This window comes from Marinimicrobium sp. (genome assembly GCF_002695945.1).
Taxonomy (GTDB): Bacteria; Pseudomonadota; Gammaproteobacteria; order Pseudomonadales; family Cellvibrionaceae; genus Marinimicrobium; species Marinimicrobium koreense.
This window is the reverse complement of sequence record NZ_NZQP01000045.1, coordinates 1-15,282: the sequence shown is the minus strand read 5'-3', so window position 1 is coordinate 15,282 and position 15,282 is coordinate 1. Positions and strand designations below refer to the sequence as shown.

At 59.2% G+C, this 15,282-nt stretch carries 14 protein-coding genes; 7 read left to right on the top strand and 7 right to left on the bottom strand.

Going from position 1 to position 15,282, the window contains the following annotated elements; genetic code table 11:
• Nucleotides 1-7 precede the first annotated feature (7 nt).
• The 3 genes from CMG77_RS10285 to arfB all read left to right on the top strand — a co-directional run bounded on the left by CMG77_RS10285 (nt 8) and on the right by arfB (nt 1,848).
• Nucleotides 8-955 carry a MucB/RseB C-terminal domain-containing protein gene (locus CMG77_RS10285; RefSeq protein ID WP_286904381.1) on the top strand — a complete coding sequence of 316 codons (948 nt, stop codon included), beginning with the start codon at nt 8-10 and terminating at the stop codon, nt 953-955.
• Nucleotides 952-1,413: a SoxR reducing system RseC family protein gene (locus CMG77_RS10280; RefSeq protein WP_286904353.1), complete on the top strand. Its 462-nt coding sequence runs from the start codon at nt 952-954 to the stop codon at nt 1,411-1,413. The genes CMG77_RS10285 and CMG77_RS10280 overlap by 4 nt, the downstream gene beginning before the upstream one ends.
• A 45-nt stretch (nt 1,414-1,458) precedes the next feature.
• Complete coding sequence (gene arfB / locus CMG77_RS10275; RefSeq protein WP_286804427.1) at nt 1,459-1,848, top strand: alternative ribosome rescue aminoacyl-tRNA hydrolase ArfB; 390 nt, start codon at nt 1,459-1,461, stop codon at nt 1,846-1,848.
• Nucleotides 1,849-1,889: 41 nt separating this feature from the next.
• On the opposite strand, the gene CMG77_RS10270 is transcribed toward arfB, so the two are convergent.
• On the bottom strand, nt 1,890-2,963 hold the full coding sequence (locus CMG77_RS10270) for an MJ1255/VC2487 family glycosyltransferase (RefSeq protein ID WP_286904351.1): 1,074 nt from the start codon (nt 2,961-2,963) through the stop codon (nt 1,890-1,892).
• Entirely contained in the window at nt 2,960-3,511 is a 552-nt protein-coding gene (locus CMG77_RS10265) for a phosphatase PAP2 family protein (RefSeq protein WP_286804414.1), read from the bottom strand. The genes CMG77_RS10270 and CMG77_RS10265 overlap by 4 nt, the downstream gene beginning before the upstream one ends.
• 162 nt (nt 3,512-3,673) lie before the next feature.
• Between CMG77_RS10265 and CMG77_RS10260 the strand changes: the two genes are divergently transcribed.
• From CMG77_RS10260 to trhO, 4 genes are all read left to right on the top strand, one after another.
• Nucleotides 3,674-4,045, top strand: a complete 372-nt coding sequence (locus CMG77_RS10260) for a diacylglycerol kinase (RefSeq protein ID WP_024460614.1) — start codon at nt 3,674-3,676, stop codon at nt 4,043-4,045.
• A gap of 2,092 nt (nt 4,046-6,137) precedes the next feature.
• Entirely contained in the window at nt 6,138-6,677 is a 540-nt protein-coding gene (locus tag CMG77_RS16210) for a hypothetical protein (RefSeq protein WP_502691841.1), read from the top strand.
• Between the two features lie 110 nt (nt 6,678-6,787).
• On the top strand, nt 6,788-7,105 hold the full coding sequence (locus CMG77_RS10250) for a BolA/IbaG family iron-sulfur metabolism protein (protein WP_286904348.1): 318 nt from the start codon (nt 6,788-6,790) through the stop codon (nt 7,103-7,105).
• A 107-nt stretch (nt 7,106-7,212) separates the two neighbouring features.
• Nucleotides 7,213-8,160, top strand: a complete 948-nt coding sequence (trhO, locus tag CMG77_RS10245) for an oxygen-dependent tRNA uridine(34) hydroxylase TrhO (protein ID WP_286904346.1) — start codon at nt 7,213-7,215, stop codon at nt 8,158-8,160.
• 1,066 nt (nt 8,161-9,226) lie between these two features.
• Here the strand turns inward: trhO and CMG77_RS16205 are convergent.
• The 5 genes from CMG77_RS16205 to dapC all read right to left on the bottom strand — a co-directional run bounded on the left by CMG77_RS16205 (nt 9,227) and on the right by dapC (nt 15,207).
• Nucleotides 9,227-10,399: a glycosyltransferase gene (locus tag CMG77_RS16205; protein WP_502691851.1), complete on the bottom strand. Its 1,173-nt coding sequence runs from the start codon at nt 10,397-10,399 to the stop codon at nt 9,227-9,229.
• Between the two features lie 1,058 nt (nt 10,400-11,457).
• The gene (locus CMG77_RS10230) at nt 11,458-12,456 is read right to left on the bottom strand and encodes a lysylphosphatidylglycerol synthase transmembrane domain-containing protein (RefSeq protein WP_286904380.1); all 999 of its coding nucleotides are present in this window, start codon (nt 12,454-12,456) and stop codon (nt 11,458-11,460) included.
• 67 nt (nt 12,457-12,523) lie between these two features.
• Nucleotides 12,524-12,913, bottom strand: a complete 390-nt coding sequence (locus CMG77_RS10225; RefSeq protein WP_286904342.1) for a SirB2 family protein — start codon at nt 12,911-12,913, stop codon at nt 12,524-12,526.
• A gap of 38 nt (nt 12,914-12,951) precedes the next feature.
• Nucleotides 12,952-13,623: an endonuclease III gene (nth, locus tag CMG77_RS10220; protein ID WP_286804424.1), complete on the bottom strand. Its 672-nt coding sequence runs from the start codon at nt 13,621-13,623 to the stop codon at nt 12,952-12,954.
• 384 nt (nt 13,624-14,007) lie between these two features.
• Nucleotides 14,008-15,207 carry a succinyldiaminopimelate transaminase gene (dapC, locus tag CMG77_RS10215; protein WP_286805176.1) on the bottom strand — a complete coding sequence of 400 codons (1,200 nt, stop codon included), beginning with the start codon at nt 15,205-15,207 and terminating at the stop codon, nt 14,008-14,010.
• Nucleotides 15,208-15,282: the final 75 nt, after the last annotated feature.

The window sequence follows — 15,282 nt, the reverse complement described above, 5'->3', positions numbered from 1 at the left end:
CGCCGTGATGGGGCGACTGCTGGCAAGCCTGGTGTTGCTATCCGCAGGCTGGGCGGCTCAGGCAGACCGTCCAGCTCAAGCAGACAGTCCAGATCCGCTGAGCCTGCTCCAGAGCATGGCTCGTGCCGGGCAGAACCTGAATTACCGGGGCTCTTTCACCTATGAGCATCGCAATGCCATGGAGAGCTTCCGGGTATACCGCTGGTCAGACGGTGAGCGGGTCGTGGAGCGGCTCGAGTATCTGAACGGTCCCGCTGGTACCGCCCAACAACTGAATGGTATGGCCGGATGTCAGACAACCGGTTACCGCCTGCTCAACGCCGATGTGTCCCCCAAAGCGGTCGCTCGCCTTGACCGCTACTACCAGTTGACCGTCCGAGGTTCCGACCGGGTGGCCGGTCGAGAGACCTATACCCTTGAGGTACGCCCCAGGGATCAGCTTCGCTATGGCTATCTGCTGGGGGTGGACCGGGACACCGGGCTGCTGCTCAAGGCGCTGTTGGTCGATGAACAGCAGCGGTTGCTGGAGCGCTTCCAGTTCGTGGATCTGGACATCAACCCCGATGTCGAACCCCTGCGGGAAGAGGTCGGATCCTGGCCTGAAGATCGCACCGACTGCCTGGATGCCGAGGCGGGTCAGCCGACCCGATGGAGCCTGAATTGGCTGCCCCCAGGGTTTGCCTATTCCGGGGAAAAGCGTCTTCCGAATGGCATTGATATGTTAATGTATACCGACGGTCTGGCCAGTTTTTCGGTATTNCTGCAGCCGGTGGCCAACTCCTCGGAGATTGCCGGGCGTGCCCATCGAGGGGCCACGTCGGCATTCATGGGGCAGCTGGCAACGGACAATCAGCAGTACCGAGTGACCGTGGTGGGCGAGATCCCCGGCGCCGTCGCTGAGCAACTGGCCCAAGGCATAACTCCTTTGTCCGGGACCCGTGAGGTAACACCATGATTTCCGAAACCGGCCGCATTGTCGCCATTGAAACCGATGGACTCTGGGTGGAAACCATCCAGCGCTCCACCTGTGGTAGCTGNGCGGCGGAAAAAGGTTGTGGTCAGAGCCTGATGGCGCGGCTCATGGGACATACCAGTTACCTGTGGGTGCTTCTGGAAGGACGGGATCCGGCGGATTACCGCATTGATCAGGAAATCCAGATTGGGGTACCCGAAAGTGTTGTGGTCAACGGCTCCCTGTTTGTCTATCTCACACCGCTGTTTGGCATGTTGGCCGGTGCCGGCGTGGCCCAGCAGCTCTGGGCATCCGATGGCCTGAGCGCCATTGGCGCCCTGGTCGGCCTGCTGGCCGGTGGCGCATTGGTCCGCTGGCGTGCCCATCAGACCCGATACGATCGTCGCCTGCAGCCGGTGCTGCTCGACGATCGGCAACCGGTCACCCTGATTCCCTCCTGAACCCTATCCCTGCAAGAGAGAGATCGCGTTTTGCCCCCTTCCCTGATGATTCCGGAGCACGAAGTCGAATTGACGGCCATTCGCGCCCAGGGGGCGGGGGGNCAGAATGTCAACAAGGTCAACAGCGCGGTGCACCTGCGTTTTGATGTTCAGGCGTCTTCGCTGCCCGAAGCGGTCAAGGAGCGTCTGCTGCAGATGCGCGACCAGCGNATCACNGCAGACGGTGTTCTGGTGCTCAAAGCCCAGCGCTTCAGAACCTGGGAGAAAAACCGGGCCGATGCGCTGGAGCGGTTGGCGGAGCTGATTGCCAAAGCCAGCCACCGACCCAAGCCCCGGCGGCCCACTCGCCCCTCCAAGGCCGCGCGGCAAAAACGNATGGATCGAAAAACCCAGCGCGGCGCGATCAAACGCAATCGCGGCAAAGTCGACCTCTGACTTTTTGACCTCTGACCGTTGAACCGCCACCGACACCCTGTTCAGGGCTGANCGGTGGCGGANGCACGCTCCAGATTGACCTTGGCNTCCGGNTCCGGCACCTGTCGCCAGAGCTCATCCCGCAACTGCNCNAACGCCGGTTTCCGATCATTGAGCAGCCAGCGNGCCAGCGCCTGGGCAACGTTGGGGTAATCNACNGGNCGGGCNCGCGGCATGGCCAGCCAGTCGCCAATGGCCTTTTCGGTCAATACCTGNGCCACGGCACCATANCCGAGTTGGCTCAAGGCGAACGCATTCGACTGTTGCTCCATCTGACCGACCACGGGCTGCACCAGCAGCTTTTTGCCCAGCTGAATGGCCTCNCTGGGCAGCTCGAAACCCGCGCTGCAAATGACCCCCTCGACCCGGTGCAGATCGGCCTGAAAGCCTTCCCGGGAAAAGGGCCGGATCTGGATGTGGCCCTCGTCGATGGGTTTCGGTACCGGCTGATAGACGTAGAAGCGGGTGTCCGGAAACGCGCGTAGCTGAGGCACTATGTCCTCGGGCTGANCGAAGGGCAGATACACCAGATACTCTTTGGCGTGGCACTCGTTGGGNTACTGCGAGGGCTCAATCAGCGGTGGCAGNATCGGCTGGTTGAAGTGGTGCCAGTGCAGACCGATGGCGTGCTCTACCGGCGCGAACTGCCGCATGAAGGCCCGTACAAACAGGTTTTCGCCCCGCTTCGGAATCTGGTGCATAAACGCACATTGGTGGGAAATGCCGATGCTGGGCAGCCCGGCTCGGCGCGCCGCCCAGGCGGTTACCGGTTCGAAATCATTGATCAGCAGATCGTAGCCGCTGACATCCAGCGAGCGGATATCCCTGTAAAGGGTGCGCAGGTGGCTGCTGAGTATGGTTCGAGGATAGTTTACCCGCCCGTGCTCAGTGACAAAGGTCAGACCGCGAAAGCATCGGTACGAGCCGAAAGTGTCCATGTCGAAATAGTCTTCGGGCGCCCGCCCGGAAAAGACCCAGTCTACTTCGACTCCCTCCTCCTTGAGTGCTCTTGCCATGATTCGCGCGCGGGTGGTGTGGCCATTACCCGTGCCCTGAACACCGTACAGTATCTTCATAAAACGCCTGTGGTTGGCCAGATTATCGAGGAGGCATAGAGCCCCGTCATTGCCGCTCCGGATCCCAGCAAGGCCCCGGCGGCGATATCGCTGGGGTAGTGCACACCCAGCAACACCCGGCTGGCGCCAATCATGCTGGCCCACAGATAGCAGGGCAGGGCAAAAGCCGGATAAAAGCTGGTAACCAGCGCGGCAAACAGAAAGGCGGCGGCGGTATGCCCCGAGGGGAAGCTGAACTGGTCCGAGGGAGTGATCCAGGCCTCGTAGAAATCAATTTTCATGGCGGGCCGGTCTCGCTTGATGGCATTTTTAAGCCAAAGGTAGAGACTGATATCCAGCGCGTAGGCCAGTATGCCCGCCAGGATAAACGCCTGGCCGTGCTCCGGCTCGAGCAGCGCCAGTGCCAGGGAGCCCAGAATATACAGGTGGCCGTCCCCGGTTCTCGAAATCCAGCGAACCGATTTGCGGTAAGGGAAGCGCTTGGTGACGTGTAGCCACAGAAAAGCGAGAGTATCCAGCCGATGCACGCGTTCAAAGAGACTGTTCATAGGTCACCGCCTTGGTTGGGTCTTGGGACTTCAGCCGCCGACAGCGTATTGATAGCACTCCATTGTGAATCTTCCATGACAGTGAACGGCCGGGATTTCCATCGCCGCAACAATCCGTTAACGTACGCGGCATTGGCGATCATCCAGGAGTGTTACCACCTTATGCCCAAACCCGGAAAAACCGGTTTACGCCGGATTGTTGATGCCTTTGGGTACTCCATGCACGGCTTTGCCGCGGCCTGGCGCTTCGAGGCGGCGTTCCGTCAGGAGGTCCTGTTGGCGGTTATCCTGCTACCGGCCTCGCTCTGGCTGGGGACGACCCTAATGGAGCGGTTGCTGCTGGTGGCCAGTGTGTTCTGGGTCATCATGGCGGAGTTGGCGAACTCGGCGATTGAGGCGGCGATTGATCGCACGGGAGATGAAATGCATGTGCTTGCGGGTCGCGCCAAGGATATGGGCTCGGCACTGGTGCTGGTCAGTCTGATCCTGCTGGCCATCATCTGGGTCAGCGTGGGAGCGGCGCGGTTTCTCTGAGAGGAGCGGGAGTGCTCGGCAGTGGTCGACCGTGGGGCGAATAGGCTACACTCGGGGCCGACGTTAACGCCGAGACGGCATACAGACTCAGGCCTCTATGGACTTCTTGCTCGAATTCTCAACCCTGTCACTGGTTTTGATGGCATTGATCGTACTGATGACGGTCTATTTCATCGGGCCGGGCTACTCTTCCCAAAGTGCGGTACACGCCCCGACCATTCTCACCAGTACGGGTATTTTCGGTACCTTTATCGGGGTGGCGCTGGGGCTGCTGGAATTTGACACGACGGATATCCAGTCCAGCGTTCCGGGNTTGATNGAGGGGCTTCAGACNGCCTTCTGGACCTCCATNGCCGGCCTGTTGGGCGCCTTGNTGGTCAAGTTCCGTCATTTGACNACCACGCTGCGCCAGCATCGGCGCCAGTCCAGTTACGAGGCGGCCACGGTCGATGATCTGGCCAANCTGCTNTCCGATATTCACCAATCCCTGTCCGACCCCGATGCCGGTGGTCTGAACGCTGCTGTGCAGGGCTTGCGCCAGCAACAGCAGGACGAAATCCGGGGGCTGAAGCAGTCTCTGGAGCAGTATCAGGCCGATATGACCGAGGCCAACACTCAGGCGCTGATTCGCGCGCTGGANACCGTGCTNACCGACTTCAATGCCCAGATCGACGTNCAGTACGGCGAAAACTTCAAGAAGCTCAATGAAGCGGTNGGNAANATGCTGCTCTGGCANCAGAACTACAAAACCGAACTGCAGGAGCTTCTGGTGACTCAGAAGTCCAANGGNGAGCTGCTCGACAAGGCCAGCCGGGCGTATGAGAAAGTGGTCACCCACTCCGAGGTGTTCAATCAGGTNTCCGAGTCTCTCGGNGGGCTGATGGAAGCGCTGCAGGCGCAGGCNCAGGGGNTGGATCAGTATCTGTCCCAGCTNTCGACGGTGGCNGAAAAGGCTGCGGCGGGTCTNCCCTCTCTGGAGGGNCGGGTGGATGCGCTCACGGATCAGCTGGCGGACAGCGTGACCCGCAACCAACAGCAACTGAGNCAGGTGCTGGATGAAGCCTCCCGGGCCCTGAGGGATACCTCGGCGGAAGTGCATCGCAACCTGGCCGACAGNCTGACNCAATCCCAGAACGGTNTGCACCAACAGGTGGAAGCCCTGGTGGANCGTACCGGCAGTCAGTTGGAGGAGCTTGATAAGGCACTGGAGCGCGAACTGACCAAGGCGCTGACCACCTTTGGCTATCAATTGACCTCACTGTCCGAGAAATTCGTCAACGACTATTCACCGCTGACNGACAAGTTGCGCGCNCTGGTTCAGGCCAGCGGCGCGGTTACTGATTCCAATGGCCCCGATACCACTCATGACTCAGCGTCCCAATCAGCAAAATCCGCTCGCACCCCGGCCCAACCATGATGTAGAGCACGAGGAGCACTGGGTCTCCGTCAGTGATCTGATGGGGGGACTGATGATGGTGTTCCTNTTGATTGCCGTGGTCTATATGGTTCAGCTCGAGATCGAGAGCCGTAAAATTCGNGATGTGGCGGTGCTCTACGACCGCCTGAAGACCCAGCTGTACGACGATCTTCAGGAAGAGTTCGGAGACGACCTGCCGCGCTGGGGAGCCGAACTNAACCGGGATCTCAGCCTGCGCTTTTACGACACCGANGTGCTCTTTCCCCAGGGGGAAGACACCCTGCGTCCCGCGTTTGAGGCGATATTGTCCGANTTCTTCCCGCGCTACCTGGCGATCATCACCTCCCCCAANTACCGGGACGACATTCTGGAGGTGCGGATTGAAGGCCACACCTCCAGCGACTGGGGTANCCTGCCGGAGCGGGAAGCCTACATTCGCAATATGGCGCTGTCCCAGGCTCGAACCCGCACAACCCTGGCCTACCTGCTCAGCCTGCCGGACGTGGAGCCGGAGCGGGCCTGGATCAAGGCGCANCTGACCGCCAATGGACTGTCCTCCTCCAAGGTGGTGACCCGAAACGGCCAGGAGGACGANATCCGCTCCCGNCGGGTTGAGTTCCGGNTGCGCACCGATGCGGAATCCCGTATCGAAGGGTTGCTNACCGAGGANCGCTCGTGAAGCTGCCGGACTTTCTGGAGTTTGAGCCGTTCAACCGCNTGCGGGCNTCTCTCGGGGCGGAGCAATTGGGNGCNTTCGAGTTTTTTGATCCTCNGCTGCATCTCACCGCCCGGGAACGGGAAGANCTCCTCACGGGCCTGACACTGGGCTGGTCGGCCTTACGNTGCCTGCACGATTANACNCTGGCGTATAAAAACAGCCGGGTTCTGGTGTGGGGGCAGGCGCCGGGAGAGAGTTGGGCGGCGCCGGGGTACCACCTGGCGTACTGTCGGACGCNGCAACAGTTGCGNCGNCAGCANCCGGATCTGCGNNTGNCGGTGGCCACCCGGTTACCCGAGCCGGACCCCTGGCCCTGGCGGGTGTGCCCGGANTGCNTGCAGCAACTACAGTTTCGCGGCTTTGACGCCGCGCGAGCCCGGCATCGGGACTANAGCGAACGGGTGTTGGAGGCCTTCGATCTGGCGGATTTTTTCCGTGACTACCCGGTCTATCCCATCACGTCCGAGGTNTTGCGAGCGCTGGACGTCGTCGCCTGATGGATATGGTGTCTGGNCGGTNCATGGNGGTCAATTGTTTTTTTGAGGGNTGAATTAACACAGTGTAGTCGGCAATCGGTAAAATGCCGACAAANTTTGTGGAGTAGTGTATGAAACCGGTAGAAGCGTCNATTAANCGTGCTTTGACAGAGGCCTTCGAGCCCCTCCANCTGGAGGTGCTCAATGANAGCCACCAGCATAATGTGCCCCCCGGNTCGGAGAGTCATTTCAAGGTCGTGNTGGTCTCTGNGGCCTTTGTTGGCAAGCGNCAGGTGCAGCGTCATCAGGCGNTTTATGGGGCGCTCGCCGAGCAGNTNCGAGGNCCNGTCCATGCCCTGGCGCTGCACACNTACAGCCCAGAGGAGTGGCGCGACGCNAATCAGGTNCCGGGCTCGCCNCCCTGCCTGGGCGGTGGNGCGAAGTCCTGAANTCCGGTGAATTGACCCGTCAATTCACCGGNNGAAGCTGGTTGTTCAAANTTTAAGCGTTTATAATGCGCGCTTTCTGTCAGTTCCCCGAGGTTNATTGTCTTCCCATGAGTGCTTTTGTTGTCGCTGCCCTGTATAAATTTGCNTCTCTGCCNGACTTCCAGGAGATCAGTGATCCCCTGCGGGAGCGCTGCGTGGCGCTGGGTCTNAAAGGNACGCTGCTGCTGGCCCATGANGGNATCAACGGCACGGTTGCCGGCTCCCGGGAGGGCATCGANGGNNTGCTNGACTACCTGCGCTCGGACCCGCGACTGGCGGATCTGGAGCACAAGGANTCTCCNAGCGATGAGCAGCCGTTTTACCGNATGAAGGTCAAACTGAAAAAGGAAATCGTGACCATGGGGGTGGAGGGTATTGACCCTCGCCAGAGCGTGGGCACNTACGTGCCGCCGAGCGACTGGAANGCGCTGATNTCCGACCCNGANGTACTCGTNATCGATACCCGTAACCACTACGAGTATGCGATCGGGAGCTTTGAGCGGGCGCTTGACCCGGAGACCGAGACATTCCGCGAATTCCCCCANTACGTGCAGGATAACCTCGACCCNTCGCGCTACAAGAAAGTGGCCATGTTCTGCACGGGCGGCATTCGGTGCGAGAAGGCCACCGCGTATATGAAAGCNCAGGGCTTTGATGAGGTNTACCACCTGCAGGGCGGTATCCTCAAATACCTGGANGAAGTCCCCGAGGAAGAGAGCCTNTGGCGGGGTGAGTGCTTTGTGTTTGATAACCGCGTCGCGGTCAATCACCGCCTTGAGCCCGGCAGCTATGANCAGTGNCACGGCTGTCGTCACCCGATCACGGAAGAAGACAAGCAGGCGCCGGAGTATATGAAAGGCGTCAGTTGTCCGCGTTGTTACCANCAANTGACGGACGACCAGAAGGCCCGNTTCGCNGAGCGGCAGAAACAGATTGANCTGGCGCGTCAGCGCAACGANGCCCATATTGGNGCCGCGCCGCCGGCNCGCCAGCGTCGGGCCGCCACCAAATCGTGATCTGGAAGGGCGCCGNNGCCACTTCCCNCAACGGAGATTGACCCATGGAATCCCTGGATTACCAANCNTGGACCCTGGATCTGGCCCGAGGCCGGGCGGAGCACCCGAGTGGTTTCAGCCTGGAAGTGGAGGGGGATGTACGCAACCCCTCCGGCGTCGCGCCGGCAAACTATCCGCAAGGGTTGAGCTTTGCCGATCAGGCGCGCCTGCTACGNTCNGGNATGGAGGCGNTGGCNGCTGCCGCCAACGGCTCGGATGCTGGCTCCCAGAAGCGCTCTACCGTCGTNAACAGTCGNGCCCGTCGGGCGGAAGAAAGTGCCAAACAGTTTGCTGAGCAGCGCAAGGACCGCCCCGCGCGGCCCAAGCTGTCGCTNAAAAAAAGGGATTAACGNATTACCAGTTGACCACGCAGTTGCAGATCGGTCCGGTGGTTGTCGACCACCATAAACANCTGATCCATCCGCACACCCGCCATTTCCGCCTGACTGGCGGGTGCGTGAACACCGCCTCCGCTGGTGACCAGACGGTCGAGTTCCGCAGTGGTTGAATCGATGGCCGTCAGAATATTCTGGGTGGTGGCTTCATCGCGGAATACCCGTCCCTGATCGGTCAGGGCCAGATACTGATCACACTCNTCAAGCCATTGCTTGCGCTGCTTCAGGAAGTTGCTGATGTTGCGCATNCCTCCTTTATGGCCGGTGGTCAGCTTNTCATCCCGNTAGCTTTGCAGGCTCTCCCGCGCGCGNAANAGAAACGCNACGCTGGTGTCCTGNCAGTAGGACGNNGTGAGNTANCTGGGGAATTTGACACCGTGCTCTTCCATGGCCGCCTCGCGCTTGCAGGTTTCATCGCAGGCCTGGCTGGGTAGGCACACCANAAGACTGAGTAGAATAAATAGTTTTTTCATAGTCGCGCCAGTGGTTTGTTATGAATTTTGTACAGCGTAGTGCCTTGTATANGACATTTTGGCGACACCGTCAACGGTAGGCCACTCAACCCACCTTTGTTATTAGAAATCAGTCTAGATNACGGAAACTTATAAGTTTTTGCTGTAAAGAAAGNGNCTCTACCACTCTGAATGGTTTTTATGTTGATGGTGGGCNGCCATCAGCCAACTGTAAATNCCTTTCACGTTGCGCGCAAATGCGTCGGTGGAATANTGCTGTGCAAACGATTGTGCCTGCCGGGANAGANGNTCACGGTGCNNGTCNTCCTCNATCAGNTNGCGNNCCCGCTGNCACCAGACCTCNAGATTATCGGGCGTTTTATAGCCGTTTTCATCCTCCCGGACCACATCATCAATGCCGCTGGAGCGCACCGCGACAACGGGCAGGGACGCGGCCATGGCCTCCAGGATGACCATTCCCTGGGTTTCCGATTTGGAAGCGAAGACAAAGAGATCGCCCAGGCGGTAGTAAGTGGCCATGTCCTCCGGGGCGATCGCGCCCACCAGCGTGANATGNTCNGNCAGTGCNTCNTGTTCGATTCGCTGTTGCAGGCGGTGNCGNTCATGNCCGTCGCCGATCATCANTAANTGAAAGGGCGTNNNGGTCTGGTCTTTGAGCCGNGCCACCGCATCCAGCAGAAAATCGATGTTCTTTTCCGTCGACANNCGGGACACGCTGATCAGAACCCGCTTTCCTTCCAGAGNGTANTNCTGGCGAAGNCGNGCCAAGGCCNCATCGTCNACCGTCTGAAAACGGTCATAGTCAATNCCGGTGGGNTGNACAAAGATNGGGGTTTTCACCCCGATCATACGCAGGTAATCCTCGGCGGAGTTNGTGGGTACGATGACCCCGCTGCATCGATTNGCAAAGCGNTTGATCAATCCGTGNGAGATCAGGTTGCGGAACAGTGCNCCNGGGAGNGGNACGAANTGGGCGTAGTGCTCGAGCCGNGTGTGNTANGTGTAGACNGAAGGNATGTCCAGACGNCGGGCCAGCCACAGCCCNAGAGAGCCCATCCATATCGGATGATGGACATGAATGAGGTCCGGCTTGAATTCCCGCACCGCNCGGCGAATCCGNTTCAGGAAAATATTGGGGAGCCTGAACTCNCCCCGAACACCGAGCGTCAGCAGTGAGTGGGCGCGAACCACACCGGATTCCTCGGGGTCCTGACGTCGATACCGCGGTGCCACCACCAGTACGGAATTTCCCAGGGCANTCAGCCCGCGGCGCAGCCGTTCAATCGACAGCGGCACCCCGCCAATAAACGGTAGATAGTTGTTGGTGAACATGGCCACCCGCAGGGGGGCNTTCTGCCAAGGGGTGGGGTCCAGATCAAAGTCCGGGTAGTAGTCCTGACCGACCACAATACGCTGGTAGAGCTTGATGGCGATTACCGTGAAAGCGCTGACCAGGAGGATGAAGTTGACGTACCCGACATAGAACAGGGAGTAGATGAAAAACCATAAGCTCTCCAGCGTGGAGAGCAGCGGGTGNTGGCCNACATCNAGGCGNTCCATGGTGATNTCCACATNGCGACCCGANACGGCGACCTTGACGTAGTGATAAAAGCTNACGTCATCGTTCAGTACCAGNCCGCCGCCACCGCCCGTGGTAATGAAGTGNGTGTCCTGATGGGTTTGNCTGGAATAGAGCGGNAGGTTGGCCGAAAACACCGCCGTGACATCATGCTGGTGAATGAGGCCAAGCAGTGCATCCTTGAATGTGGGGTCCTGCAGGTATTGGTCTNCCCGCTCGAACAGCAGCTCGTGCTCGACCGGNTAGAGGGGATGCCCAAGGAAGAGGAACACCGGGCCTGACTGNGCGTCGCCNAGCAACCCCTTGAGCCACTCGATCTGCCAGCGCCAGGGGGTTTTTCCGGTGCTGTCCAGAAAAATGAACTGACTGTTGCCCAGCTTGAAGTTNTAGAAATAGGGTCCGAAATGCTCGTAAAAACGGAAGCTGCCGAAGTCCTCGTGCTCCTNTTNCCCGAACGTCAGCAGGTAGGGAATGTCCAGGTGGCTCAGGGTGCCGTGGAGCGCGCGGTATTTGTCTTCACCGCCGCCACTGACNGCATTGCCGGCGGAGACCATGAAATTCACGCCGGACTGGTTCAGCGTGGGANTTATGCGCTTTTCAAACACGCCCACCGAGTTGTTGATGTTCCCTACCACCGCGAACTGGTAGTCATCCCGGGATTCGAGGTTATCTTTGAGTAGGCGTAGCTGTTCCGTGTGCAGGCTGTTGTACTCGGGGCGGTCCAGGTTGAGGTAGAGCTTGTAGCCGATCAGGAAGCCGACGATCGTCAAATTCAGATAGAACAGCCATTTCATCAGGCGTGGCGCTTTCATTACCGTTTATTCCGTTGGGCGTCGCGTAAAAGATTTTTTGCCAGGGTTCGCTTGAACAGCACCAGCCCGATGGTCATCCCCAGGTAGATGGTCAGTGCTCGCCAGGCAAGGGTCACCAGCAATAAGTGGGGGCCACCAATCAAGGACCGAAAGAAGTGACCAAATACTCCCTCAGAAATACCTGAGGCGCCAGGGGTCGGCGAAAAATACATGATAAAGGTCGTCACCAGCAGCAACCCCAGGATGTTCACGTAGCTGACCGAGTAGTCCAGCCCCCAAAGAAGCAGCGCGGGAAAGCTGAACAGGCTCAACAGGAATAGTGCCGTAAACAGGATGGAGGCGAACACCGCCCAGTGGTTACCGGAACCATACTCGCGAAACGCGCGCGCGAATCGCAACATCTCCCGGCGCAGGTGGAACTGCCAGCGGCGGTGGCGGCGATCACTGAGTCCATGCCAGCGGCGAAGCTGTTGCANCAGAACNCTCACCAGNCCAATCAGCCAGNGGGTGCGNAACAGTACCAGGGCAAAAAAGCCCAGGTACAACACCACAAAGCCCGCCAGCGCCCACCCTATGTTTTTTCCAAGGGTGCCTTCGCTGAATACGTCCAGGGTCAGCAGGCACAGGGGCGCCAGGGTAAAAATAAACGCCACCGCCAGNAGGGTGCGNAANGTCGTGGCNGCGGTCGCGTGGCCAANNGGNACACCTTCGCGGCGCAGATACCAGATCTGCGCAAAACCGCCTCCGGTGGCCATNGGTGTGATATTGGAAAAAAACAGNTTGATAAAAACGAGTGACAGAAGGCTCCGNAATGGGACCCGGTGTCCCAGCGCCTGCAGGGTGTACCCCAATCGCAGTGCATCACTGAGGTAATAAACGGCCAGCAATGCCAACAGCGATAGTAGCACCCAGGGCTGCAGCAGACGGGTATCGAAGGTCAGTTCCCGCCCGGCAAACTGACCCCANACGGAATANAGCCCCGCAGCGGTCAGCAGCACAAACAGNAGGGCGAACAGTGCCAGNCGNCGCCAGGANGTGGGCGCGTAGTNGGCCACGGNNGGTGACTTAGGCGCCCAGGGTCAACATAAAGCCCAGCGGGTGNTTGAACAGGGCNACGCTGACAATGTAGAGGAAAATCCCGAGCGCGATCAGCCAGGCGGCGACCCGNACNGNNTTTTTNGGGTGCCGGAAGGCCAGCACGCCCACACCGATGTAGACAAACAGAGCGATGATTTTGGTCATCAGCCAGGGATGATCGCCCGGCGAGTAACCCATGACAACAGCCAGGGCAACGGCGCTCACCAGTAGCAGGGTGTCATTGATATGGGGCAGCACTCGAGCCCACTTGCGTTTTAGCAAGCCAGAGCCCTGCATCATCCAGATGCCGCGGATAAAGAAACCGATAAAAGAGAGCAACACAAAGAGCAGGTGCAGGTGTTTGAGTAGAGCGGTCATCCTGTGTGTCCTTCAGTCTGGAATTGGGTGCCGGTGGTTCAGGGTTTGTGTACTTTTTTGGGATGTTTACGTGCTGGATAGCAGGTCCGGCAAATCTCGCACACCGTACCATCACAGCGCCGCGCGGAACAGTACTCGCGTCCATAATAGATGATCTGCAGGTGCAGGGCGTTCCAGCGGTCTTTGGGGAACAGGCGTTTTAGGTCTTTTTCGGTTTGGGTGACATTTTTGCCGTTGGTCAGTCCCCAGCGTTGTGCGAGCCGGTGGATGTGGGTGTCGACCGGAAATGCGGGCACGCCAAAAACCTGGCTCATGACGACGCTGGCGGTTTTGTGGCCGACGCCGGGCAGTTTTTCCAGGGCGTCTATGTCATCGGGGACTTCGCCGTTGTGTTCGTCGATGAGTATCTGGGACAGTTTGGAGATGGCTTTGGCTTTCTGAGGCGAGAGTCCGCAGGGGCGGATGACGGCCTGGATGTCTTCGACGGGTATTTTGGCCATGTCCGCGGGGTTGTCGGCGAGTTGCCACAAATGTGGGGTGACCTGGTTGACCCGCTCGTCGGTGCATTGGGCGGACAACAGTACAGCGACCAGTAGGGTGTAGGGGTCTTTGTGATCGAGCGGTATCGGCGGCTCGGGATACAGTTCCTGGAGCCGATTCAAAATGAACTCGACTCGTTCGGGTTTTTTCAGGTTCTTTGTAATATCCATGGTCTATTTGGGACTCGTTAAAAGTGAGTTGCCAGCGTGAGGTCCGGAGGCTGCACGGGAAGCCAGTTGAAGACCCGCCGTGAACCCATCCCTGGGGGCTTCTCGTCGGCTCCCTGCCTCCGAGAGTCTTCAACTGGCTTCCCGCGCATCCTCCTCATTGCCACTCAGAGATTTTTGCAGAGCTATCTAGTTCCCGAAACTATCTGGGTGGCACCGCGGAGGGAGGGGGTTCCCCTTTGGGGCCGTCACCGGCCTGGACGGCCGGTGCAGAGCGTACAGGGATGTATTCACAGCGTGCCCCAAAGGGGAACCCCCTCCCGCAGCACTCCATTCGAAGTTCCAGCCTAGTACTGCGACATCCCGCAGCACTTCCTACGAAGACCCTCAGTACTGTTTCATGAACTCGCGAATCCGGTGTGCCGCTTCGACGCATTCGTCCAGGGATGCCACCAATGCCATTCGGACATAGTGGTCGCCCGGATTGCCGGTTTTGGTGTCGCGGGCCAGGTAATTGCCGGGGAGGACGGTAATGTTCTGTTGGGCAAACAACTCCCGGGCGAACGTCTCACTGTCCACCGGCGTGCGCGGCCAGAGATAGAAGCCCGCTTCAGGTTTGGCAACATCCAGGCAGCCGTCCAGGATGTCCAGCACCGCCGCGAACTTCTGGCGATACAGATCTCGGTTCGCCCGCACATGCGCCTCGTCTTCCCAGGCCGCGATGCTCGCCAGTTGTGAGGGTACCGGCATGGCGCAACCGTGGTAGGTCCGGTAACGCAAAAACTCCGCGAGAATCGACGCATCACCGGCCACAAACCCAGAGCGCAAGCCCGGCAGGTTGGAGCGTTTGGATAGGCTGTGAAAGACCACACAGCGGCTGAAGTCTTCACTGCCGAGCTCTGTGCAGGCCTGCAACAATCCAAGCGGGGGTGCCTGTTCGTCGAAGTAGAGTTCGGAGTAACACTCATCCGAGGCAATTACAAAATCATACTCGTCGGCCAGTGCCAACAGGGTGCGCCAGTGCTCGAGCGTGAGTACCGCTCCGGTCGGGTTGCCCGGTGAGCAGAGGTACAGGAGTTGGCAGTGTTTCCAGATGTTCGGGTCGACGGCGGCAAAGTCGGGAATATAGTGGTTGTCAGCGGTACAGTTCAGAAACGCCGGTTGCGCTCCGGCAAGCAGGGCGGCGCCTTCGTAGATCTGATAAAACGGGTTGGGGCTGACCACCAATGGTTGTTCGGCGGTGCGGTCCACCACGGCCTGGGCGAAAGCGAACAGGGCTTCGCGGGTGCCGTTTACGGGGAGGACCTGCGCCTCGGGGTCGAGTTGCCCCGTGCTCAGTGCAAAGCGCTTTTCGGCCCATTGGGCAATAGACTGACGCAATTCCGGCAGGCCCTTGGTCGCGGGGTAGTTGGCGACGCGGTTGAGGTTCTGGCTCAGGGTGTCGAGCACGAATGCCGGCGGCTGGTGTTTGGGCTCACCAATGGATAGTGCAATATGGGATAGATGTTCCGGCGGCTCCACGCCCGCTTTAAGCTTGGCGAGCTTTTCAAACGGATAAGGGTGCAGGTGATTCAGGTCTGGGTTCATTGGTTTATCTTCACGTTAAGCTTTTGCAAGGCTGAGTGCCTCAATGTGGTTCCGGCGTTTGCGGGGTTTACCGTT